The sequence below is a fragment of the Streptomyces sp. NPDC003032 genome, assembly GCF_053591415.1.
The window spans coordinates 1-22,757 of record NZ_JBSFTT010000056.1; the positions used below are offsets into that span (position 1 = coordinate 1).

The window sequence follows — 22,757 nt, forward strand, 5'->3', positions numbered from 1 at the left end:
TCAGCCCGCCCCCTTGCGCATACCTCATGCAGTCGGCGTACCGCAGGGATCATGAGACGTCAGTCCCTCGCGACACCACGCTTTGAAGGTCAGTACGCGCAAGGGAAAGCGTGGACAGGTTGAGGAAGAGATCCACAAAATCTTGCCTCTTCTGGACGTCAGAAGCTCAGGCCGGAACCGTCTTCTCTTGCGGGATGCGCTGCGAGTGATCGATCAAGCAGCTTCAGTTCCCGCGGGCCTCTCAGCGTTTGTCCGGGACACAGCCGCAACGATCAGTCCTTGAGGCGGTAGCTCGCCTTCGATGACAGGCCCATGTGGCTCACGAAGGGGAGCACGCACTCGCTACCTGGTGCACGTTAGACGGCGACGCCAGGTACCAGCGCCACTAGCCCGGACAGGAAGCTGCCTGCTGCTGCCAACGTGACGAGGGTCCCCTTGCCGTCTGAGAACAGCCCAGAGCAGAACTCCCGTACGCGCCGTCGGAAGATCAGCATCTTGAGCTTCTGCCATCGATGCTGGTGGATATGGCAGCCCATGAGGATGCCGGTTGCGTTGTTGCGGCAGCCGTCCTTACGTCCTCTGACTGGAGCTCCGCAGGTCACCGGGGCTTGGAAGAAGGACCATAGGAGGACCACGGCGGACAAGGCGATGATCGCTGCCGGGCCCGCTGCCTCATTGATCCACGCGGCGATGAGTAGGGCGCCAGCCAAGACGCCCCACCACTGCCCCAAGCCGCCGAACAGACCGCCTTTTGCCCCCGAAGTCGCCATGTCTCTAATCGTGACGCCGAGCATGATGATTCACGCCGTAAGTGGGCTACATGGCCGGATAACGCTTCAGGACGGCGAGGGCCTTGCGCAGTCATCGAGCTGAACAATGCATGGAACGGCTGTACCGCCGTACTGGCTCACAGGGGGCGGCACAGTCTGTTCGGTCGAGCGGGGGCTGAAGGCCTACTGTTCCGTGGCCTGAGGTGCCGGAGCGATTCCCGTCGGGCAAGCCCGTCCCCAGTTCGTCTCCGACGGGCTGTCCAGCTCAAGGCCGGTCCCACCGATCCCGCAGTACCCGTCCGGGTTTTTGCTGCTCGAAAGATACTGCTGGTGGTACGGCTCGGCCGGCCAGAAGGTCCTTGCTTCGGCCGGGAGGACCGTCGTCGTGATCGTGCCGTGGCCCGCGGCGGTCAGGACCCGCTGGTAGGCCTCCAGGGACGCCTTCGCCCCTGCCTCCTGCTCGGGGGAGTGCGTGTAGATCGCCGAGCGGTACTGCGTGCCGACGTCATTGCCCTGACGGAAGCCCTGCGTGGGGTTGTGGGACTCCCAGAAGAGCTTCAGGAGCGCGGCGTACGAGACCTTGGACGGGTCGAAGACGACGCGGACCGCCTCCGTGTGGCCCGTCAGGCCGGAGCAGACCTCTTCGTAGGAGGGGTTCTCGGTGTAGCCGCCCTGGTAGCCGACGTACGTCGTCCAGACGCCGTCCGTCTGCCAGAACTTGCGCTCCGCGCCCCAGAAGCAGCCCAGCGCGAAGTCCGCGATCTCCAGACCCTCGGGGTAGGGGCCGAGCAGGGCGTTGCCGAGGACCGTGTGGCGCGAGGGGACCTCGAATTCCGGGGTGGCCCGGCCCTTCAGGGCCTGCTCGGGGGTGGGGAGCTCGGGCGTGCGGCCGAAGATCATGTGGGTCTCTCCTCGTGCGGGACCTGACAGGGGTGCATCAAGGGAACGTGCGGGTGGGTCCCGGCATTCCGGACGGGCGGTCCCCGGTGTTCCGGACGCGGACGGCTCAGTGCGGGAGCGTCGCCGGGCTGCCGCCGTTCGCCTCGTACCCCGCCACCGCCAGCGCGCGGTACACCGCGTAGCCCTCGGCCGGGTCGGGGGACAGGCTCCAGGGCAGGGCCCCGACGTGGCCGTCCACGTGCACCAGCTGGTTCATCGCCTCCGACCAGCGCTCGCAGCGGACCAGGAAGAAGACCAGGAGGTGGCGGACGTGCGCCAGCATCGGGTCGTCCGCGCGCGCGGCGTGCACCGCGAAGAGGGCGCCCTCCATGGCCTTGGTGACGACCTCGCTCTCGTAGAAGCCGCGGACCAGATTGACCTCGGGCATGTGTTCGTAGACGGCGAAGAGCGGGAGCGCCGCGAGGAGGGAGGCCTGGGGGGCGCGCGCCGCGGCGGCCTCCGCGAAGTTGTACGCCAGCTCGCGCGAGCCGTGCCACTTCTCGCACCAGTAGTGCAGCGCCGCCAGATGCGCGCCCATGTGCGCGGGCGCGCGGTCCAGGATCTTCAGCCACAGCTGCTCGAACTCCTCGCGGGGATACGCGAGGCCGCGCGCGATGGACAGCTCGATGATGTACGGAACGGGGTCGCCGGGAGAGAGCAGCGCCGCCTGCGCGCACGCCTCCTTGGCCTCCTCCAGAATGATCCGGAACTCGTCCGTCCCCTGGGCGGCGGTCCGCCACGCCTGCTGCACGAGGAACTCCGCGTGCACCGCGGCGCCCCCCGCGTCCTTGGGCGCCTCGGCCCGCCACACCCGCAGCCACTGCCCGCCGGGGCTCTCACTCACGCCACCGGGCCGCCGCTGGAGCTCCAGCGAGGCCGCGCCCGCGAACGCCTGCACCCGCTGCCAGCGGCGCTCACCGTGCGTCTCCGTGCCCGCGAGCAGCTGCGAGGCGGCCTTCCACTCCTGCGTGCGCTGCACGAGGTCCAGGACTTCGAGGAGATCGGCGTCCGGCCCCGGCATGCGGATGTCCAGCTCCTCCTGGCGCAGAAAGCCGTAGTTCGCCGGGTCGGCGGCGTCCGGGGAGCCGGGCTCGACCTGCCGGATTCCGCCGCGCCTGCGCAGCAGCACGGGCCCGAGGACCGCACCGATCATGATCACCGCGAACAGGAACCAGAGAATCTCCATGACACAAGCGAACCAGACGGGTCCGACAATTGGCGAACCTGCCGGGACGTATCCGCACCGACCGGGCGGAAGGACCGTACGGTCGGGCGGCGGAAGTACCTTCGCGCGCATTACGCTCAGGCCGCATGAGTGACTTGCACAGCACCCCCGGCACGCAGAGTTTCGAGACCGTGGCGATCCACGCGGGCAACACGGCCGACCCGCTCACCGGCGCCGTCGTCCCGCCCATCTACCAGGTCTCGACCTACAAGCAGGACGGCGTCGGCGGCCTGCGCGGCGGCTACGAGTACAGCCGCAGCGCGAACCCGACGAGGACCGCCCTGGAGGAGAACCTGGCCGCACTGGAGGGCGGCCGCCGAGGGCTCGCCTTCGCGTCAGGTCTGGCCGCCGAGGACTGCCTCCTGCGCGCGCTGCTCGGCCCGGGGGACCACGTGGTCATCCCCGACGACGCGTACGGCGGCACGTTCCGCCTCTTCGCCAAGGTCGTCTCGCGGTGGGGCGTCGAGTGGTCCGTGGCCGACACCTCCGACCCGGAGGCGGTGCGGGCCGCGCTGACCGATCGCACGAAGCTGATCTGGGTGGAGACCCCCTCCAACCCGCTGCTCGGCATCACCGACATCGCCGCGGTCGCGCAGATCGCCCGCGAGGCCGGGGTGCGCCTCGTCGTCGACAACACCTTCGCGAGCCCCTACCTCCAGCAGCCGCTCGCGCTCGGCGCGGACATCGTCGTGCACTCCATGACGAAGTACATGGGCGGCCACTCGGACGTCGTCGGCGGCGCGCTGGTCGTCGACGACGCGGAACTCGGCGAGGAGCTGGCGTACCACCAGAACGCGATGGGCGCCGTCGCCGGGCCCTTCGACGCCTGGCTGGTGCTGCGCGGCATCAAGACCCTCGCGGTGCGCATGGACCGGCACAGCGAGAACGCCACCAAGGTCACCGAGATGCTGACCCGGCACGCGCGCGTGACGCGCGTCCTGTACCCGGGCCTTTCGGAGCACCCCGGTCACGAGATCGCCGCCAAGCAGATGAAGGCGTTCGGCGGGATGGTGTCGTTCCAGGTCGAGGGCGGCGAGGAGGCGGCCGTCGAGGTCTGCAACCGCGCCAAGCTCTTCACCCTGGGGGAGTCCCTGGGCGGTGTCGAGTCCCTGATCGAGCACCCGGGCCGCATGACGCACGCCTCGGTGGCGGGCTCGGCCCTGGAGGTCCCGGCGGACCTCGTGCGTCTCTCGGTGGGCATCGAGTCGGCGGACGACCTCCTGGCAGACCTGAAGCAGGCACTGGGCTAGCCCCTACGGCGCGCGCCGGGTGATGCGGGGCGACGGGTGAGCGCGTGGGAGAGACCCGCTCACCCGCTACCAGCGGGTAAGGGGCGGGGTCGTATCCGCGGGCCGCTCCACCCAGGGCTCGGCTACGGACGCCCACACCGCGAACGCGACGACGGCGGCCACCAGGACGAGCCACAGAATCCGCCGCACCACCTGGCGCCGCCGCATCAACCGCCCGCCCCGCCGCACCGCCTCGCCGAACAGCTCCGGAGGCACCGGCTGCTGCGCGCCCTCCAGGAGACGCCGGACGGCGATCTCCTTGCGCTCGTACTGACTCATGACGGCACCGCCCGACTCATGACGGGCCCGCCCGACTCATGACGGGCCCCCAGCTCACGACGGCACCGCCCGATTCACGACGGGCCCCCGGCTCACGACGGGCCCGCCCGATTCACGACGGGCCCGCCCGGCTCATGACGGGCCCCCAGGCTCATGACGGCACCGTCCGACTCATGACGGGCCCCCGGCTCATGACGGGCCCCCGGCTCACGACGGGCCCGCCCGGCTCATGACGGCACCGCCCCGCTCAGCGCCCGCGCCGGCGCCGGTCCGCGCGGCGGGTGCAGGACCGTCGCCATCGCGCGGGCGCAGATCGACGAGACCCGGTCGGCGGGCAGACCGAGGAGCGCCGCGGTCTGCTCCTCGGCCACCCCTTCGTACATCCGGAGCACGAGAATCAGCCGCTCCTGGGAGCTGAGCCGCTCCAGGACCCCGCCGTGGCCGCGGTGGCGGCGCCAGGCGCCCCGCGCGAAGCGGACGGCGACCTGCTGGCGCGTGCGGTCGTAGGGGTCCTCGCCGCGCAGCCGGTCCCACGACGCGTACGTATGCGCGAGGGCGGCGGTCAGCAGGGCACGCGCGCGTGGGTTCTCGTCCGGCGGCTCGGCGGTGAGCAGGGTCGCGGCATGCAGGAGCCGCCCTGCCGCGCCCGCGACGAACGCCTCGAACTCCCGGGCACGGCGGGCGCTCTGGAGCGCCTGCCGTTCTCGCACCGCGCCTCCCGGCCGGAGGGAAGGGGGGTCCCGGTCTCATATGAGGCCAGACGCGGGGCCGGGGTCAAGACTCCGGAGTGGCCGGAACCTCACCGCCGGGCGCCGCGTGTGACATCTGGCGCGCGGAGAGGGCGGAATTGAAGCGTGTGAGGAGCGCGCAGAAGCTCTCGCGCTCCTCCGGGTCCCAGTCCTGCGTCAACTCGGCCATCAGCTCGCGCCGCGACGAACGCACCTCGTCGAGCCGGGCCTGGCCGCGCGGCGACAGCTGGAGCACCACGGCCCGCCCGTCCTCGGGGTGCGAGGTGCGTTTGACGAGTCCGGTGTCGACCAGCGGGGCGACCTGCCGCGTGACCGTCGACGAGTCGATGCCCATGCTCGCGGCGAGCGCCTTGACACCCATCGGGCCCTCCTTGTCGAGGCGGTTGAGCAGCAGATACGCGGCGCGGTCCATGGAGTTGCGGACCTGGCCTACGCCGCCGAGGCGGGTCTGCTCCGCGCGGCGGGCGAAGACCGCCACCTGGTGCTGCAGGCTGTCGAGGAGGCCGGGTTCACTGGCGGTCGTCATGTCCGGAGTTGTGGGCATGGCCGGGGGCTCACTTCATGCGAGGGCGGTGGGTTGGGGGACAGGGTACGCGGACACGGCGCGTACCGTACCTGCGCTGCGCAAACCTACGCGCAGAACGGTCTCGTCCCTTGGTCACGGCGAGAGGTCTCGCGCGTCGGCTGCGAGACTTGCCGACATGAGCTACCGCACGCCTGTCCCCTTGCCGACGGTCACCCTCGACGATGTGCGCGGCGCGTGGAAGATGCTCTCCGGAGTGGCCCGGACCACGGCGATGGAGGGCAGCAGGCACCTGTCGCAGCTGGTGGGCGCCCCTGTGCACCTCAAGTGCGAGAACCTCCAGCGCACGGGTTCGTTCAAGCTGCGCGGCGCGTACGTACGGATCGCCGGCCTGCTCCCCGAGGAGCGCGCCGCCGGTGTCGTCGCCGCCAGCGCGGGCAACCACGCGCAGGGCGTGGCCCTGGCGTCCTCGCTGCTAGGCGTGCGCTCCACGGTGTTCATGCCGGCCGGGGCGCCGCTGCCCAAGGTCGCGGCCACCCGGGAGTACGGCGCCGAGGTCCGCCTGCACGGCCAGGTCGTCGACGAGACGCTGGCCGCCGCCCAGGAGTACGCGCGCGAGACGGGCGCCGTGTTCATCCACCCCTTCGACCACCCCGACATCATCGCCGGGCAGGGCACGGTCGGCCTGGAGATCCTGGAGCAGTGCCCGGAGCTGCGCACCCTCGTCGTCGGCGTGGGGGGCGGCGGCCTCGCGGCGGGCATCGCGGTGGCGGTCAAGGCGCTGCGCCCGGACGTGCGGCTGGTCGGCGTGCAGGCGGCGGGCTCCGCGGCCTATCCGCCCTCGCTCGCCGCCGGCCACCCGGTGTCGATCGCCAACCCCGCGACCATGGCCGACGGCATCAAGGTCGGACGCCCCGGCGACGTGCCGTTCCAGCTGATCGAGGAGCTGGTCGACGACATCGTGACGGTCTCCGAGGACGAGCTCTCCAGCGCCCTGCTGCTCTGCCTGGAGCGCGCCAAGATGGTCGTCGAACCGGCGGGCGCGAGCCCCGTCGCGGCCCTGCTGAGCAGCCCGAAGTCGTTCGAGGGCCCCGTGGTCGCGCTGCTCTCCGGCGGCAATGTGGACCCGCTCCTCATGCAGCGCATCCTGCGGCAGGGCATGGCGGCGGCGGGCCGCTATCTGTCGCTGCGGCTGCGCCTGACGGACCGCCCCGGCGCCCTCGCCACGCTCCTCGGCGTGCTGACCGTGGTCGACGCCAACGTCCTCGACGTGAGCCACGTACGCACTGATCCGCGCCTCGGACTGACGGAGGCCGAGGTGGAGCTGCACCTGGAGACGAAGGGGCCCGAGCACTGCGCGGAGGTGGGCAAGGCGCTGCGCGAGGCGGGTTACACGGTCATCGGCTGACACCTAAGCTTTTCCCCAGGAAAGGACTCACATGCCAGGCGCCATCTACGCCGAAGGCCTGGTGAAGACCTTCGGCGACGTAAGGGCTCTGGACGGCGTCGATCTCGATGTCCCGGAAGGCACCGTGCTCGGACTGCTCGGGCCGAACGGCGCGGGGAAGACCACCGCGGTCCGCTGTCTGACGACGCTCCTGACACCCGACAGCGGCAAGGCCGTCGTCGCGGGCATCGACGTCCTCAAGCACCCGAACGAGGTGCGCAGGTCGATCGGCCTTTCCGGGCAGTTCGCCGCCGTGGACGAGTACCTGACGGGCCGCGAGAACCTCCGGATGGTGGGGCAGCTCTACCAGCTGAAGGCCAAGGAGGCCAAGGCGAGGGCGGCCGAGCTGCTCGACCGGTTCCACCTCGCCGACGCCGCCGACCGCCCCTCCAAGACGTACTCAGGAGGCATGCGCCGCCGCCTGGACCTCGCGGCCGCGCTCGTCGTCTCGCCGCCCGTGATGTTCATGGACGAGCCCACCACCGGCCTCGACCCGCGCAACCGCCAGCAGCTGTGGGAGGTCATCCAGGAACTCGTCGCGGGCGGTACGACGCTGCTCCTGACCACGCAGTACCTCGAAGAGGCCGATCACCTGGCGCACGACATCTGCGTCGTCGACCACGGCCGCGTCATCGCCCGCGGCACCTCCGACCAGCTCAAGGCCAGGACCGGCGGCGAGCGCGTCGAGGTCGTGGTGCACGAGCGCGAGCACATCGCCGCCGCCGCCGAGGTCCTGCGCGGCTTCGGCAAGGGCGACGTGGCGGTCGCCGTCGCCGAGCACACGCGCAAGCTCACCGTGCCCGTCAGCGGCGGCGCCAAGCTGCTCGCCGAGGTGATCCGCGAGCTCGACATCCGCGGCGTCGGGATCGACGACATCGGCCTGCGCCGCCCGACCCTCGACGACGTCTTCATCTCCCTCACCGGCCATGCCGCCGAGCTGGAGGCCGATAAATGAGCACCGTCACCGACACCGTGCGCAAGGCGGGCCCCAGGCCCACGGGCGGCATCGGCCAGTCCGTCAGGGACTCCCTGGTCGTCGCCCGACGGAATCTGATCCGGATGACCAGGATTCCCGAGATGGTCCTTTTCGGGCTCATCCAGCCGGTCATGTTCGTGGTGCTGTTCAGCTACGTGTTCGGCGGCTCCATGAAGATCGGCACCAGCACCGACCCCGCCGTCTACCGCAACTTCCTGATGGCGGGCATCTTCGCGCAGACCGTCACCTTCGCCACCGCGGGCGCCGGGGCCGGCATCGCCGACGACATGCACAAGGGGCTCATCGACCGCTTCCGGTCGCTGCCCATGGCGCGCGGCGCGGTCCTCACCGGGCGCACCATCGCCGACCTCGTGCAGACCGCGCTGACCCTGCTCGTCCTCGCGGTCGTGGCGCTGCTCGTCGGCTGGCGCGCCCACGAGGGCGTGGGGAAGGCCCTCGGCGCCTTCGGGCTGCTGCTCCTGCTCGGCTACGCCTTCACCTGGGTCGGCGCGCTCATCGGCCTCTCGGTGCGCACCCCGGAGGCGGCCACTTCAGGCGGCCTGATCTGGCTCTTCCCGGTCACGTTCATCTCGAACGCGTTCGTGGACTCCCGCCAGATGACGCCGTGGCTGCGCCATGTCGCCGACTGGAACCCCTTCAGCGCGACCGTCCAGGCCTGCCGCGAGCTCTTCGGGAACCCCGGCGTCTCCGGGTCCACGGCCTGGCCCATGGAGCATCCGGTCTGGGCCTCGGTGATCTACTCGGTCCTGATCGTCCTGATCTTCCGCACCCTGGCGGTCCGCAAGTACCGCTCGGCGACGGCCTGACACGCGACCTGGCCCCCGCACTCGAGGTGCGGGGGCCAGGTCGCCAGGTCCGGTGCGGCTACGCCTGGTACGGCTTGGCCTCAAGGATCTTGACGGAGGCGAGCTTGCCGTTCGGCAGTTCGTACTGCGCGTTCTCGCCGATCTTCTTGCCGTTCACGCCGGTGCCCAGCGGGGACTGCGGCGAGTACGTCTCGATCTCGTCGCTCGCGTACTCCCGGGAGGCGAGCAGGAACGTCACGGTGTCGTCCTCGTCGCCGTCGAAGGCGATGGTCACGACCATGCCGGGCGCCACCACGCCGTCGGCGGCCGGGGCCTCACCGACCTTGGCGGTCTCCAGGAGCTGGGTCAGCTGGCGGACGCGGAGCTCCTGCTTGCCCTGCTCCTCCTTGGCCGCGTGGTACCCGCCGTTCTCGCGCAGGTCCCCCTCCTCACGCGCTGCCGCGATCTTGGCTGCGATCTCGGTGCGCGCGGGACCAGACAGGTACTCCAGCTCGGCCCTGAGCTGGCTGTACGCCTCCTGGGTCAGCCAGGTGACGTTCTCGCTGGTCTGGGTCACAGGTGCTCCTCGTAGGTACTGGGAATACAAAGCATCGCCCTACCCAGAAGGATGTTCCCTCACGGGTGGGCGAAACCACGAGCCTAACAATTCAGGTGCGCCAAGGGGAGGACATAAGCCATCAGAATCACGTCAACGCAGGTGAGGCCCGCAAAGGCGGCCTCGGGACCGCCGTGTCAGTCGGAGTGGCAGCCGAGCAGCTCGACGCTGGTCGCCTTCGCGGTCGTACGGAGCGTGACGACCTTGTCGACACGGCCCTCGCGCTGGTCGAAGCGGAAGTCCGCGCGGCCCACCTCGGCGCCGGACTCGGCCTGCGAGCGCAGGGTGCAGTAGCCCTTGGCGTCGGCGTCCTTGCGCACCTCGAGGTGCGCCTTGACGGTGCTGGCCGAAACGACGTCGAACTTGATGACCTCGGCGCTGACCTTCGTACCGTTGACGTAGTCGTAGCCGAACCAGCCGACGACGCCGAGCAGGGCGACGCCGAGCACGGAGCCGATGATCCGCAGCTTGCGGTCGGCGGCCTCGTCGGCCGTGCGTGAGCGGCCGTACCGCCCCTCGGGAAGAGCCGTGGAGGAGCCCTCGGAAGGCCCCTCGGGGAGCCTCGAACCCACCGCCGCCATGATCGTCCTCCAGGAACAGGGGATGCCGGAATTTTCCGCCCCCCGGTTCCGTCACTATAGAAGCCGCGTGTTGCGCCGGATCACGAGGGCGCCCGACAACTTGAGGATCGAGTCTTGACTGAGCAGCTGCGTTTGATGGCCGTTCACGCCCACCCCGACGACGAGTCGAGCAAGGGCGCGGCCACCATGGCCAAGTACGTGTCCGAGGGGGTGGACGTGCTCGTCGTGACCTGCACGGGCGGTGAGCGCGGCGACATCCTCAACCCGAAGCTCCAGGGTGACGCCTACATCCAGGAGCACATCCACGAGGTGCGCAAGAAGGAGATGGACGAGGCGCGCGAGATCCTCGGCGTCAAGCAGGAGTGGCTCGGCTTCGTCGACTCGGGGCTGCCCGAGGGCGACCCGCTGCCGCCGCTGCCCGAGGGCTGTTTCGCCCTGGAGGACGTGGACAAGGCCGCCGGTGAGCTGGTGCGCCAGATCCGTTCCTTCCGTCCGCAGGTCATCACGACGTACGACGAGAACGGCGGGTATCCGCACCCCGACCACATCATGACCCACAAGATCAGCATGGTGGCGTTCGAGGGCGCGGCGGACGCCGAGAAGTACCCCGAGAGCGAGTTCGGCCCGGCTTACCAGCCGCGGAAGCTCTACTACAACCAGGGCTTCAACCGCCCGCGCACCGAGGCGCTGCACCAGGCGATGCTCGACCGCGGCCTGGAGTCGCCGTACGGGGACTGGCTCAAGCGCTGGGACGAGTTCGAGCGGGTCGAGCGCACGCTGACCACGCACGTCCCGTGCGCCGACTTCTACGAGATCCGCGACAAGGCCCTGATCGCGCACGCCACGCAGATCGACCCCGACGGCGGCTGGTTCCGCGTCCCGATGGAGCTCCAGAAGGAGGTCTGGCCCACGGAGGAGTACGAGCTGGCGAAGTCGCTCGTCGATACTTCCCTCCCCGAGGACGACCTCTTTGCGGGCATCCGCGACAATGCCTAGCGTGAACGCACATCTGGCAATGACGCATCTCGTCCCTCTTGCCAAGGAGGTCGACGACGACAAGGTGACCCCCGGCGTCCTCGGATTCATCGTCTTCGCGGTGATGGCCCTGGCCGTGTGGGGCCTGATGAAGTCGATGAACCGGCACATGGGGAAGGTCGACTTCAAGGAGCCGGAGACGGCCGGTACGGGCGAGAAGCGCGCTGACAAGGAGACCTAGAGAGGATCCAGTTTTCGCCAGGTTTGCGTAGTGGGTCGCGGTTTCGGGCTTAATTGCCAAGATGGCTGCTGTCCCCGTGGGGCGCCGGCCCCGGCTTGCCGGGCGGGCGCCAACATGCAGCGTCATCCAGGGAAGGAAAGCCCGATGGCGAACGAGCTCAAGTACGGCGACCAGATCCATCTGCAGAACGGCTACAACGGCTGGCAGGGCGGCTACCTCGACACCAACGGCCACAGCACCGCTTCGGGCGGCAAGTACCAGGTGTCGACCACCGCCACACCCGCCCGCGCCAAGGGCACGGGCACCTGGGAGATCCTCTCCGCGTCCGGCAAGGCGGCCGGCCAGCCCGTGGCCAGCGGTGATGTCGTGTACCTGCGCAACCTCTACGGCGGCGACGGCGGCTACCTCGACACCAACGGCCACGCGAGCGACGCGCAGAAGAACGCGGGCGCGAAGTACGACGTGTCCACCTCCGAGGCCCGGGACCGGGCCGCGGGCACCGGCCGCTGGCGGATCTTCGCCCAGGCGTCGAGCCCGGCCGACCAGAACGTCAGGGCGGGCGACATCGTCCACCTGTGGAACCTGTACGGCGACAACGGTGGCTTCCTGGAGACCAACAACGTGACCACGGCGAGCGGTGGCAAGTACGACCTGTGCACCAACGCGTACTTCAACCGCAGCTCGGATGTCGGTATCTGGAAGATCCACAGGGCTCAGGCCTGACCAGCACGCTCCGCATGCCGTGGGCCCTGGCCGCTGACAGCGGCCAGGGCCCATATGCCTTGTTGCCCTGTCAGCGGCACAGGGCCTCGTCCACGATTCCCTCGACGCGCTCCATGACCGCCTTGTCGCTCGGCTGGGTGGTCACCGCGACGTTGACGGCGCGGCCGTCGTCGGTGACGCCGCCTCGGGTCTGGTAGCCGGTGGTGCTGCCGCCGTGGCCCCAGTAGACGTCGTCGCGGCACGACAGGGGCGTGCTCACGAGACCCAGGCCGTAGCGGGCGCCGGAGGCGAAGGGGGCTCCGGCGGGGACGGTGGTGCGCATCTGGGCGAGCTGGGCCTTGGGGAGGAGGCGGCCGGCGAGGAGAGCGGTGTGGAACCGGTTCAGGTCGGAGTTGGTGGAGATCAACTGACCTGCCGCCCAGCCCCATGAGGGATCCAGCTCCGTGCCGTCGAGCAGCGGCCCGCCCGGTGCGTTCTGGTAGTAGCCCTTGGGGTGGGGCTCCCGGATGGTGGAGTCACCGGGGGCGGGGAAGTAGGTGTGGCGCAGCCCGACGGGCTTGATGACGCGCCGCTCCATCTCCGTGGCGAGGCGGTGGCCGGTGACCTTCTCGATGATCAGTCCGGCCAGTACGTAGTTCGTGTTGCTGTACCCCCACTTCTCACCGGGGTCGAAGTCGGCCTTGTGCTGGAGGGCGGTGTCGAGGAGATCGTGTGGGGCGTAGTGCTTGGGCTCGTCGGCGAGGTACTTGACGTAGTCGGGAAGTCCGCTGGTGTGCTGGAGGAGCTGGCGGACGGTGATGCGGCGTCCGTCGATGCCGTCCCCGCGGACGAGGCCCCGCAGGTGCGTGTCGACCCGGTCGTCGAGGCCGACCTTGCCTTCCGCGACCAGTTGCAGCATGACGACCGCGGTGAACGTCTTGGTGTTGCTGCCGATCCGCACCTGGCCGTCCCGGGGCACCTTCGAGCCGGTGGCCAGGTCGCCGACGCCGGCGGTGTAGGTGCGGGTGCGGCCCTCTCGGCTCTTCACGTCTGGGCTCTTCACGCTCGCCAGGGCGGCCGGCACGCCGTCGTCGTGGACCAGCGCGTTCAGGCCCTGCTGGACGCGGTCCGGCCTGGCGGACGCCGCCGCGGGCGGCGCCAGGGCGCCCAGCGCCAGCACGCCGACGGCCACCGCGGCCGTGGCCGACACGACCGCGCGCCGACCGCCCCGCCACCCCGGAGAACGAAACCTCTGCCATGCCTGTTCACGCACTGAGCCAACTCCTACGGGATCACGGGACCACGGAATCGAGGGAGGCCGACGGCGTCCGCCGGGCCCGGACCCAGCATGTCCGGACGTGATCACCCGCGACGATCCTGCTGCCGCCCGGCTCCCGGTGGGGCTAACCCCCGCCTCCCGTGGCTCACCGTCCCGGCACCGCGACCCCCATCACCTCCCGCGCGTGCCGGCTCGGAACCATGCCGAGCCGCCATGCCTGCCAGCCCGTCTCCAGGTCGGCGCCGCGCTCCAGGAGCAGGCCGTACGCCTGGACGTAGTCGGCCAGTTTGCCGTCGCGGGTCGGGTGGTCGGCGCGGGCCAGCTGGTTCAGCTCCTCCTGGGCGACGGCCGTGCCGATCTCCCAGCCGCCCGGCGAGGCGTACGGCAGCAGGGTGCAGCGCAGGAAGCGGGCCCAGTCGGCGCCGCGGTCGTCGCCGTACGACGTGAACAGGCTGATCGCCTCGTCGCAGAGGGCGAGCGCCTGCTGCGTACGGGAGTTGCCCGCGTCCACGACCACCAGTTCCAGGCAGGTCCACGCCTCGCCGTGCGCGACGCCGATCCGCTGGAAGTCGGCGCGGGCGTCGACCAGGAGCTGGCGGGCGAAGCCGGAGTTGCGCAGCGAGCCGGTCTGCGCGGCGCGCTGGTCGCGGGTCACGCGCGCGGAGTGGTGGCGGGCGCACGCCAGGCCGTACACGTCCCGCATCCGGGAGAACATCGTGCGCGCCCGTTCGAGCTCCCGCACCGCCTGGTCGAGGCTGCCGGTCTCCTCCAGGGCCTGGCCGAGGTAGTACAGGGACCAGGCCTCGCCGCGCGCGTCCTCGTTGTCGCGGTGCCGGGACACCGCCTGGCGCAGGCCCTCCACCGCGGGCGAGGGGTCGCCGTCCACCAGGCGGGCCCGCGCGAGCTGTGTCAGCGCCCAGGCCTCGCCGCGCGCGTCGCGGGTGCGGCCGTACAGGTCGAGGGCGCCGCGCAGCTCGCTCTCCGCGCTCGGTACGTCGCCCATGCGCAGGCGCAGCTGGCCGAGCTGGAAGTGCGTCCACGCCTCGCCGTGCACGGAGCCGCTGTCGCGGTGCAGGGTCAGCGCCCTCTCCAGCATGTCGAGCGCGTGTGCCAGATGGGCGCGGTCGCGCTCCACCGCCGCGAGCGCGTGCAGCGTCCAGGCGCGGTCGCCCGCCAGCTCGTCGGCGGCCTGGAGGTCCAGCGCCTCCGTCAGCCGGGCCGCGGCCTCCGTGAGGTTGCCCTGGTGGTGCAGGGTGATGCCGAGGGAGCCGAGCGCGCGGGCGGCGGCGGCGTCCTGGTGGGCCTCGAAGTAGAGGTCGACGACGGAGTTCAACGTCGTACGCGACTGGTCGAGTTCGCCGAGCTGGCGGGCGGCGATGCCCGTGCGCCACTGCACGCTGCGGCCGAGCAGGCCCTGGTCGATGGCCTGGGTGAGTTCGTTGATCTCGCCGAGGCGGTAGAGGTCGCCGCGCAGCAGGCAGTAGTCACACAGGGCGCCCAGGAGGTTGAGGACGGCCCGCTGGTCGACGCCGTCCGCGTGTCGCAGCGCGGCCGTGATGAACGTCGACTCGTCGTCCAGCCAGCGCAGCGCCGCGTCGAGCGAGGCGAAGCCGTGCTGCCCGAACTGGTCCGCCCTGGTCGACGTCTTGCCGTCGACCAGGCGGATCACCGTGTCGGCCAGCTCGCCGTAGCTGGCGATGAGCCGCTCCTGCGCGGCGGTGCGCTCGGCGGGCTCCTCCTCGTCGAGGAGGCGGGCCTGGGCGAAGGAGCGTACGAGGTCGTGCAGGCGGTAGCGGCCGCCCCGGAGCTGGTCCACCAGGCCGGCCCGGGAGAGCGCGGTCAGCTGGCGGCCCGCCTCCTGCTCGTCCGTGGCGAGCAGCGCCGCCGCGGCGGCCGGGCCGAGCGAGGCGCGCCCGGCGAGCGCGAGGCGCCGCAGCAGCCGCCGGGCGGACTCGGACTGGTCGGTGTGGCGCAGCCACAGGACGCGCTCCACGGGGCCGACCTTCTCGGCGGGGCCGTACGCCGCCAGGTCGGCCGCCAGCTGGCGTGGCGAGCGCGGGCCGAGCGCGGAACCGGCGGCGCGCAGCGCGAGCGGCAGACCGCCGCACAACTCCCTTACCGCGTCCGCCGATTCGGCGTCGTAGGGCCCGGGAAGCTCCTCGGCGGACTCCCGGAGCAGCTCTTCCGCGCCCGCCTCGTCCAGCGCCTCGACCGGGAGGCGGTGCACCCAGGCGGGCAGGTCCGCGGGGAGCTCCAGCGGCTCGCGGGCGGTGACCAGGACCAGGCTGTCGGAGCGCTCCGGCACCAGGGTGCGGACCTGCTCGGCGTCGCCGGCGTCGTCGAGGACGATCGCCACCGCGACGCCCGTCAGATACTGGTGGTACAGCTCGCTGAGCCGTTTGACCTGCTGCTCCTGCGAGGAACGCTCCCGGAAGAGCAGCTGCTCGCGCGGCGCGCCCAATCGATTCAGCAGATGCAGCAGCGCGTCACGCGTGGACAGCGGGGTCTCCCCCGGGGCGTCGCCGCGCAGATCCACCACGCACGCGCCCCGGAACTGGTCCCGCAGATCGTGCGCGGCCCGCACCGCCAGCGAGGACCTGCCCGAGCCCGGCGCGCCGTACAGCATGACGACCGTGGGCCGCGTGTCGGTGCTGGCACGCGCCGCGTGCACCCACTGGGCGATCCGCCCCAGCTCGGCCCTGCGGCCCGCCAACGGCGCCTGGCTCACAGGCAGTTGATCGAAGGACTGCTGGAGTACGGAGCGTCTGCGCGCCGCCGCGCTCTTGTCCGTGCCGCGCAGCTGGGGCGCGGCGGTCTTCGCCGTCCGCGTGCCCGTCGACGCGGTGAGGACACGCTGCTGGTCGATGAAGGGCCGGATGCCCCGCACCTCGAGCGCCGTCAGCCACTGGAGCCGCAGCTGCTCGGGCCCGCCCGGCTGGCTGAGCGCCCCGGCGCGGCGGCTGGCCGCCGGCACATGGGAGGCGGTCACCTTCAGGACCGTCGCCGCCGCGCCCGCCACGGCGACGACCGCGCCGGTGGCGAGAGCCGTGCCGACGCTCGTGCCGAACGACAGGTCGGACACGCCGGCCGCGACGGCGGCGACCACCGCCACCAGCAGGGGCGTTCCGGCGCCCTCGCGCGCGTACCGCTGCCCGAAGGTGAGCCGCCCGGCGTCCGACTCGTCGAGCGCCCGGGTGTACGTCTCGTACTCCTCGGCGGCCGTCTGCGCCATGGCGTCGAGCGCGCCGCGCGCCCGCGAGAGCAGGACGCTCCCGTCGACGCGCCCGCCCGAACGCCGCACCTCCTCCTCCACGGCCCGTGCCAACAGCCGCTCGGCGTCGGCCCGATGGCTGTCCCGCATATGGGTTCCCCCTCCGAGAGCAACAGTCACCTGCGGCCACAAGTGTCCTGCGTACGGGGCTCCGACGCGAGGGAGTCGGCGGATCAGGGCCCGTCGTACGTGAGCCGGACGCTGCCTTCCCGAGGCCCGACACCAGACGCTGTGTGGCGAGCGCACCGCTGATCACCTGGGCGAGGGCTCCTCCGTCAGTTCTTCCTGACCGAGTCGCGTGCCCGACTTGTAGATCGTCACGACGCCGTCGTGGATGTCGTAGCGGTACGGAGGATTGCTGGCTTCGTAACCGTCACTGGTCCGCTCGGCAGGCATAGCGATGCCAGGTTCGCGCTGATCACTGAACTCGCCGAAGTAGAACAACTTGCCCCCCGCGGTGCGGCACAGTGTGATCTGTTTGTTGCCCGTGCGGAAGGCCTCGACCAGCTCGGCGCCGTCGCCGGACGGCAGCTCGTCGGCGATGCGCGTGGGACAGGAGGCGGTGGTGCTCCGGCCCGTGTCGGAGTCGTCCGGCCTGCTGGAGTCGGAGTCGGTCGCGCTGACGCAGCTTTTGCCGACGACGAGCAGCAGGGTGCCCATGACGAGGGCGCCCAGGCAGCTCGCGCAGCCGTTGCCCTTCTTCGCCGGTGCCGGTGGGGATGACCGACGCGGCCTCGGAAACGGGCGAGGTGGTGGGGTGGGGCGGCGCGGGGCGGTCGGGGTGTAGCCCGTCGCGGCGGTGGGCGGCGGGTGGAAGAGACTCTCGGGACGCGCGCTCGACGTCGCGCGCATGGAGCCTGCGGAACCGGCGGAGGACGGGCGCCCCGGGGCCGGTCGCTTCGAGGCGGTCTTCTTGGCCGCCGATGCCGACGACGGCGTCGTCTTCTTCGGTGTCCGCTTCTTGGGCGCCGGCTTCTTGGGGGCCGGTTTCGCCGAGCCGCCCGAGGCGGGTTCGGCAGACGTGGGCGGAGACTTCTTCACCGCCGGTTTGGCCGCGGGCTTGGTCGCCGCCTTCCAGCTGGTGTCACAGGCGCGGCAGGACGTGTCCTCCTCGCCGTTGTTCGTGTCGCACTTGGTGCAGCGCCATTCCGCCCTCGGCTTTGCCGGTGAGGGGCGTCTGGCCGTCGGCCGCGGAGCGCTCTTGCGGGGCGGGGCGGCGGCAGGGGCGGAGGCGGGCGCACGTCGGGTGCTGCCGCAGATCGTGCAGGCCCTCTCCGCGGGCTTGTTGACGATGTCGCAGTCCGCGCAGCGCCAGTTGGCCGTTGCCGCCACCCTTGTACTGCCTTTCCTTGTCATGTGGTTGCGTGGGGCGGGGACCCCTGCTCAGTCGGCGTCGTTCTCGATCCGGTCCATGAGCTCGCCGAAGAGCTCCTCGGACGCGGGGTCGGCCGGTACCAGGACCCAGCCGCCCGCCCCCGCGGGGACCCGGGCGAGCTCGGCCGCCTCGTCCTCGTCGGCCTGCCGGTCCGGTACGCCGTGCTCGCGCCGCAACCGCTGGATCAACTGCTCGGCGCCCTGGACGTGGGCGGATGGAACGCCGACCCGCACCACGATCAGGTCGGGCGCGTCGGACGGCGCGCTCCTGAACCGGAACACCACCTGGCCGGAACGGTCGTCCGAGGTGGGTCGCAGGGATGCCTCGATACAGCGTTCAGCCTTGACCTCCAGGTCCGCGGCGTCGGACCAGCGCAGCCCCAGGACGCCCTCGTCGTATGTGAGGCGGAATCCTGGCCACTCCAGCTGTTGGATCACAGGCTGTTCGCGATGGTCTCGATGATCTCGTCCATTTCGAACTCCTCCAGGCCCTCACCCGCTTTGGACTCGAAATGCAGGGTGAGGTCCCATTCTTCGGAGATCGGGTCCTTCCACGGCTCCTGGTCCGGCGCGAACAGGACGAGCCGCTTGGCCGACTGCTCCATGACGGCGGTCTGGCTGCGGGCGTAGCCCCACTGCTCGAAGAGGTCGTCGATGCTGCGCGGGATGTCGGTCGGGTACGCCTGCGCGGAGGCGCCCGCGGTGCCGAGCGGATGAGCGGGGGCGTCCGTGAACATCACGATGACGTGGCGCCTGCGGTCCAGGCCTGTCTCCCACGGGGAGTTGATGGCGAGGGCGAGCGCTTCGAGGCCCGACTCCGGGATATCACCGCCGCCGCCCGCGTCGATGCCACGCACGAACTGTTCGAAGTCCTTGGCCTGGTCGGGAAGGCGGAGGAAGTCCGTCTGTTCGATCGCCGTCGCCGGGTCGTCACCGAAGTCCCGGAACGCGATGGTCTTCAGACGCAGCTGGCTGATGGCCTTGCCCTTCTTGGCCATGACGTCGTTGAGCCTGTCGTGGAACTGCAGCGCACTCGACTTCACGTTGTCGAGAACGGGGAACATGCTGCCGGTCGCGTCGATACAGAGCACGATGTCGACGGCGTACTGCAGATTGCCCCGGTACTGGTCGTTGGTGGCGTTCATGTACGGCTCCTGGTTCACAGTGTGTCGCGGTCCCGGCCGCGGTCGCCCAGATTGATGCGGACGCGAGAGGACCGGGGAACGGGCGGGGTGTCCGCAACCGGCGCCGTGTCCGGCTCGCGGAAAGCGGACGCGGGCTCGGCCGACGAGTGGGCGGGGTCGCCCGTGCGCGGCTTGAGGTTGGCGCGGACCCGGCTCGTGCGCGGTCGCGGTGCCGAACTTTCCTCCGGAACCGGGCTCTTCGGTGCCGCAGAGCCGGGTCGACGGTGCTGCAGTGCGCACACCTTCGGATCGGACAGGGCTTTGAGATAGGTCGCCATGCGCGGACGCTGCTTGGGATCCGCCTGGGTCATCGCCCGCAGCAGACCCTGGATCTCGTCCGACAGGCGCGGATCAAGGCGCAGCCGCTCTCCCGCGTTGACCGCGTCCGCCGGAGAGCCGAACCGCGCGTCGTAGCGCGGCAGTTCCCCCGTCAAGTAGAGGTGGGTCATCAGGCCCAGAGCGAACACGTCCACGGCGCACGTCAGCTGATTGGGACCGACGGAGTCGTCCTGCTGCAGATAGCCGCGCCACTCCGGCGATCCGTACAGGGAGTCACCGGAGATGTCCTCGGGCGCCGGCGGATTTCCCGCGACGTACGAATCGTCGAAGTCGATCAGCTTTGCCGTGTGGAACGCAGCGTCGTCCCGCTTCTGCACCAGCACGTTGAGCGGCTTCAGGTCGCCATGCACCACGTCGATGTCGTGCAGCTGCTTCAGGCTGGACCCGAGCGTCTTGAGCAGGACCATCTTCTGGCGCGGCTGCAGCGCCTGCGGCTCCTCCAGGCTGGAGGTGTCAATGCGCTCGGTGACCTTGTAGTACGTGCTGCCCTCGTGGAAGAAGTCCGTGGCGAGGACCAGATTGCCGCCGCCGGGGGCGTCGGGCCGCAGCCGCTTCATGATCGCACGGTGCCGCTCCTCGAACTCCAGCGCGAGCTGCCGCCTGATCCGCAGACTCGGCGAGTCACGGGCGTCGTCCTTGGGCCGCTTGGGCTCGAGGAACTGCTTGAGGAAGTACGAGGAACCGGACCTCTCGGCGAAGGCCCAAATACATTTCCCGCCATTGGCGTTGGTGGGCGCGGTGGTGATGCGGTATCCCGCGATCACGTCTCCTTGTTTCATACCAGCTCCTCGGGCGCGGGCGGCAGGTACGACTCGTAGCCGGGGCGGTACACCTGCCACGACTGCTCCTGCCATGCCTTGATCTGGGCCGCGGTCTCGTGCGGGTCCGCTGCGGGGTCCGGCGGCGCGGCGAGGGCGCTCGGCTCGCGGGCGTACAGGGCGGCCAACCGCGGCAGCCGGGGAACGAAGCGGGACCGCAGGTCAGCGAAGTCCTGGTAGCCGACGGCCAGCAGCGCGAGCGAGGCGTCGTCGGCTGTGAACGACTCCACCTCGCGGCGGAGCAGATGGGCCCACTCGGCTGCTCCGCCGGCTTGCCGCAGCGTGCGCAGCAGGAGGTTCTCGAAGTCGGCGGGCGTGTGGACGTAGCCGAAGAACCCGTCCGTGGCCGCGACGAGAACGCACGGCAGCGGTAGGACCAGGTGCTGGAAATCGATTTCGAAGTCCCGGTCGGCACAGACGAGATTGGTCATCGGCGGGTCGCTGCGCAGCAGTTCCAGCGCATCGCTCTCCAGGGTGTGGTCACGGGTGAGGACGTGGAGCCCGCTCTCCGGCAGCAGTGCGTACGCCCGTGAGTCCCCCGCCCACAGCGGCCGCAGCTCGATCTCCGCCCCTCCGCCGCCGATCCGGTAGTACACGCCCGCGAGAGTGGTGGGCAGCTGGCGGCGCATGGTGCCGCCGATCTTGCTGCGCCGCTGCGGCGCCTTGGCGAGGAAGTACGCCAGGTACTCGCGCAGCGATTGCGGGTCGGCGTATTGGCGGTCCCGGGTCACGTCATGGAACCAGCACTCGGTGGCGAGTCGCGCCGTGCGCGCGCCCACCCAGGCACTGGTGCGGGACGTGCCGTCGGATGCCTGCCACGCCGGGGCCGCGCCCGCGCCGCCCAAGCCGTCGAAGACGGCGATCAGGCCCTGCGCCGACTCCCAGTGGTGGGTGACGAAAGGCTCCGCGTCCTCCCCGCGGCCTGGTACCCGCTCGGTCCACACGGACAGTGCCTGGAGCGCCTTGTGCTCCTCGCCCCAGGCGAGCCGGGGCGGCGTGGTCCGGGGCGCCGCCGGTTCGCCGACCGCGGCGGTTCCTGGCGTGAGTGTCGCCGCCCCGGTACCGGCCCATGACGGCCCGAACCGAGGGGTCGGATCGGCGCTGTCTTTGCGCGGACGAGTCATCGCGGCTCCCTGCCGGGATCGTCGGGCCGGCGTTTGGCGGTGCCGCGCACTCGGCTCACTCTCGGCTTCGGCACCACGGGCGGGGCGGGACACGCGGGCGGTGCGGCGCCCGTGGCCGGCAGCGGTTCGTCCTCGGGAGGCGCGTCGGAGGCGGCGGGACGCCGACGGTGCGCCTCCCGGTCGGTGCCCCGCCGGACCGGGGCGTCGTCGGTAGCGGACCCTCGCCGACCGTCGGCCGCACGGTCTCCAGAGATCCGGCCCGCGCCGCGCGCCTTGGTGCCCTCGCGCAGCACTTCGCCCCTGACGGGCGAGGCCTCGGGGTCCTCCTCGACGGGTTCAGCCGCTGCCGGTTCGAGGGCCTGGGACAGCGAACCACGCAGCCGTCCGCGTCGTGTCGCCGTCTCGAACAGGCCATCCCCGTCCCGCAGCACCACATCCAGGACGGCCCGCTCCAGCTCGGTCTGCTCGAACGGCTCCCGGTCGCTGTCGCCGCGCTCCAGGATCATCCGCATGACCTCGCGCTTGACCTCACGCTTCTCGGCCTCGCCCTTTTCGATCCAGGCGAGCGCGGCGCGCGGGCCCTCCTGCTCCATGATCTCGGCGATGAGGCCGTCGACTCCCTCCTCGCGAATCATCTCGACGTGACGGGTGCGCCGCATGCGCGAGAGCCTGGTCTCCCGCACCACATCTCTGAAATCGCGCCCACTGGCGGCGATCTCGTCCTCATCGACCAGCAGCTCGACGTGGACGTTCCGCAGCCGGACAGCATCGTCGCCGGTGAACGAGGTGAGCGCGGTGTTGAGAGCCTGCTCCGCCTCGTGGAACTCGGCGATGTCGTAGCCCCGTGCCACCTCCCGCAGCGTCCTTCGCAGATATCCGTACATGGCGCCGCTCATGTCACGGATGCCGCGGGCGACGACCTTCGCCGGGTCCGCCACCTTGCAGACCAGGTCTACGCGGCTGCGGAAAGAGAACGTGGGGTCATGGCTGAGCAGCGGGATGTCCAGGACGAGTCGGTGCTCCCCCAGGTCCACCGTGAACACCGAGCGATAACTGCCGTACCGTGCGGACGGGATCTCCTCCCCGCTGTGGATCGTCAGCGAGGGGCCGCTGTCGCGGACCAGGACCAGGGCGCGGCCGGGGTCCGGCGGACGCAGCGGACTCGTCAGCCGCCACTTCGGCAGTTCCGCGACCTCCAGGACGGGATCGTATGTCTGTTCCTGCATGGTCTGTCCGCCACCTCGCTCGCT

The 22,757-nt window shown here is 70.8% G+C and carries 23 protein-coding genes; 7 read left to right on the top strand and 16 right to left on the bottom strand.

Annotation, left to right across the window (positions count from 1 at the left end):
- Positions 1-356: 356 nt before the first annotated feature.
- The 3 genes from ACWDZ7_RS39090 to ACWDZ7_RS39100 form a co-directional block, all read right to left on the bottom strand.
- Positions 357-770 carry a hypothetical protein gene (locus ACWDZ7_RS39090; RefSeq protein ID WP_451803513.1) on the bottom strand — a complete coding sequence of 138 codons (414 nt, stop codon included), beginning with the start codon at positions 768-770 and terminating at the stop codon, positions 357-359.
- Positions 771-953: 183 nt separating this feature from the next.
- Complete coding sequence (msrA, locus tag ACWDZ7_RS39095) at positions 954-1,670, bottom strand: peptide-methionine (S)-S-oxide reductase MsrA (RefSeq protein ID WP_451803514.1); 717 nt, start codon at positions 1,668-1,670, stop codon at positions 954-956.
- 106 nt (positions 1,671-1,776) lie between these two features.
- On the bottom strand, positions 1,777-2,895 hold the full coding sequence (locus ACWDZ7_RS39100; protein WP_451803515.1) for a hypothetical protein: 1,119 nt from the start codon (positions 2,893-2,895) through the stop codon (positions 1,777-1,779).
- Between the two features lie 125 nt (positions 2,896-3,020).
- On the opposite strand from ACWDZ7_RS39100, the gene ACWDZ7_RS39105 reads away from it, so the two are divergent.
- Positions 3,021-4,184: a cystathionine gamma-synthase gene (locus ACWDZ7_RS39105; RefSeq protein ID WP_451803516.1), complete on the top strand. Its 1,164-nt coding sequence runs from the start codon at positions 3,021-3,023 to the stop codon at positions 4,182-4,184.
- Between the two features lie 66 nt (positions 4,185-4,250).
- On the opposite strand, the gene ACWDZ7_RS39110 is transcribed toward ACWDZ7_RS39105, so the two are convergent.
- The 3 genes from ACWDZ7_RS39110 to ACWDZ7_RS39120 all read right to left on the bottom strand — a co-directional run bounded on the left by ACWDZ7_RS39110 (position 4,251) and on the right by ACWDZ7_RS39120 (position 5,795).
- Positions 4,251-4,502, bottom strand: coding sequence for a hypothetical protein (locus ACWDZ7_RS39110; RefSeq protein WP_451803517.1), 252 nt, complete (start codon positions 4,500-4,502; stop codon positions 4,251-4,253).
- A gap of 227 nt (positions 4,503-4,729) precedes the next feature.
- A complete protein-coding gene (locus ACWDZ7_RS39115; RefSeq protein ID WP_451803518.1) occupies positions 4,730-5,212 on the bottom strand; it encodes a sigma factor-like helix-turn-helix DNA-binding protein in 483 nt (160 codons plus the stop codon).
- Between the two features lie 64 nt (positions 5,213-5,276).
- Positions 5,277-5,795, bottom strand: coding sequence for a MarR family winged helix-turn-helix transcriptional regulator (locus tag ACWDZ7_RS39120; protein ID WP_451803519.1), 519 nt, complete (start codon positions 5,793-5,795; stop codon positions 5,277-5,279).
- Positions 5,796-5,952: 157 nt separating this feature from the next.
- On the opposite strand from ACWDZ7_RS39120, the gene ilvA reads away from it, so the two are divergent.
- The 3 genes from ilvA to ACWDZ7_RS39135 are packed head-to-tail and all read left to right on the top strand — an operon-like array spanning position 5,953 to position 9,024.
- The gene (ilvA, locus tag ACWDZ7_RS39125; RefSeq protein ID WP_451803520.1) at positions 5,953-7,182 is read left to right on the top strand and encodes a threonine ammonia-lyase; all 1,230 of its coding nucleotides are present in this window, start codon (positions 5,953-5,955) and stop codon (positions 7,180-7,182) included.
- Positions 7,183-7,213: 31 nt separating this feature from the next.
- On the top strand, positions 7,214-8,176 hold the full coding sequence (locus tag ACWDZ7_RS39130; RefSeq protein WP_451803521.1) for an ATP-binding cassette domain-containing protein: 963 nt from the start codon (positions 7,214-7,216) through the stop codon (positions 8,174-8,176).
- Positions 8,173-9,024 carry an ABC transporter permease gene (locus tag ACWDZ7_RS39135; protein ID WP_451803522.1) on the top strand — a complete coding sequence of 284 codons (852 nt, stop codon included), beginning with the start codon at positions 8,173-8,175 and terminating at the stop codon, positions 9,022-9,024. Before ACWDZ7_RS39130 ends, ACWDZ7_RS39135 begins: the two co-directional genes overlap by 4 nt.
- Before the next feature lie 58 nt (positions 9,025-9,082).
- Here ACWDZ7_RS39135 and greA read toward each other — a convergent pair whose 3' ends face one another.
- Positions 9,083-9,580, bottom strand: a complete 498-nt coding sequence (greA, locus tag ACWDZ7_RS39140) for a transcription elongation factor GreA (RefSeq protein ID WP_451803523.1) — start codon at positions 9,578-9,580, stop codon at positions 9,083-9,085.
- Positions 9,581-9,756: 176 nt separating this feature from the next.
- Positions 9,757-10,191, bottom strand: a complete 435-nt coding sequence (locus ACWDZ7_RS39145; protein WP_451803524.1) for a DUF4307 domain-containing protein — start codon at positions 10,189-10,191, stop codon at positions 9,757-9,759.
- 123 nt (positions 10,192-10,314) lie between these two features.
- Between ACWDZ7_RS39145 and mca the strand changes: the two genes are divergently transcribed.
- From mca to ACWDZ7_RS39160, 3 genes are all read left to right on the top strand, one after another.
- Complete coding sequence (gene mca, locus ACWDZ7_RS39150) at positions 10,315-11,196, top strand: mycothiol conjugate amidase Mca (protein ID WP_451803525.1); 882 nt, start codon at positions 10,315-10,317, stop codon at positions 11,194-11,196.
- 19 nt (positions 11,197-11,215) lie between these two features.
- The gene (locus ACWDZ7_RS39155) at positions 11,216-11,416 is read left to right on the top strand and encodes a hypothetical protein (protein ID WP_451515040.1); all 201 of its coding nucleotides are present in this window, start codon (positions 11,216-11,218) and stop codon (positions 11,414-11,416) included.
- A gap of 144 nt (positions 11,417-11,560) precedes the next feature.
- Entirely contained in the window at positions 11,561-12,139 is a 579-nt protein-coding gene (locus tag ACWDZ7_RS39160; protein WP_451803526.1) for a hypothetical protein, read from the top strand.
- Positions 12,140-12,209: 70 nt separating this feature from the next.
- On the opposite strand, the gene ACWDZ7_RS39165 is transcribed toward ACWDZ7_RS39160, so the two are convergent.
- The 8 genes from ACWDZ7_RS39165 to ACWDZ7_RS39200 all read right to left on the bottom strand — a co-directional run bounded on the left by ACWDZ7_RS39165 (position 12,210) and on the right by ACWDZ7_RS39200 (position 22,733).
- Positions 12,210-13,328 carry a serine hydrolase domain-containing protein gene (locus ACWDZ7_RS39165; RefSeq protein ID WP_451803527.1) on the bottom strand — a complete coding sequence of 373 codons (1,119 nt, stop codon included), beginning with the start codon at positions 13,326-13,328 and terminating at the stop codon, positions 12,210-12,212.
- 214 nt (positions 13,329-13,542) lie between these two features.
- Positions 13,543-16,758 carry a tetratricopeptide repeat protein gene (locus ACWDZ7_RS39170; protein WP_451803528.1) on the bottom strand — a complete coding sequence of 1,072 codons (3,216 nt, stop codon included), beginning with the start codon at positions 16,756-16,758 and terminating at the stop codon, positions 13,543-13,545.
- 162 nt (positions 16,759-16,920) lie between these two features.
- Complete coding sequence (locus ACWDZ7_RS39175; RefSeq protein WP_451803529.1) at positions 16,921-18,000, bottom strand: hypothetical protein; 1,080 nt, start codon at positions 17,998-18,000, stop codon at positions 16,921-16,923.
- A 51-nt stretch (positions 18,001-18,051) separates the two neighbouring features.
- Positions 18,052-18,480 carry a hypothetical protein gene (locus ACWDZ7_RS39180; protein WP_451803530.1) on the bottom strand — a complete coding sequence of 143 codons (429 nt, stop codon included), beginning with the start codon at positions 18,478-18,480 and terminating at the stop codon, positions 18,052-18,054.
- Entirely contained in the window at positions 18,477-19,187 is a 711-nt protein-coding gene (locus ACWDZ7_RS39185) for a vWA domain-containing protein (RefSeq protein WP_451803531.1), read from the bottom strand. Before ACWDZ7_RS39185 ends, ACWDZ7_RS39180 begins: the two co-directional genes overlap by 4 nt.
- Before the next feature lie 14 nt (positions 19,188-19,201).
- The gene (locus ACWDZ7_RS39190) at positions 19,202-20,344 is read right to left on the bottom strand and encodes a protein kinase domain-containing protein (protein ID WP_451803532.1); all 1,143 of its coding nucleotides are present in this window, start codon (positions 20,342-20,344) and stop codon (positions 19,202-19,204) included.
- Positions 20,341-21,507: a serine/threonine protein phosphatase gene (locus ACWDZ7_RS39195; RefSeq protein WP_451803533.1), complete on the bottom strand. Its 1,167-nt coding sequence runs from the start codon at positions 21,505-21,507 to the stop codon at positions 20,341-20,343. The genes ACWDZ7_RS39190 and ACWDZ7_RS39195 overlap by 4 nt, the downstream gene beginning before the upstream one ends.
- The gene (locus tag ACWDZ7_RS39200) at positions 21,504-22,733 is read right to left on the bottom strand and encodes a hypothetical protein (protein WP_451803534.1); all 1,230 of its coding nucleotides are present in this window, start codon (positions 22,731-22,733) and stop codon (positions 21,504-21,506) included. The genes ACWDZ7_RS39195 and ACWDZ7_RS39200 overlap by 4 nt, the downstream gene beginning before the upstream one ends.
- Positions 22,734-22,757: the final 24 nt, after the last annotated feature.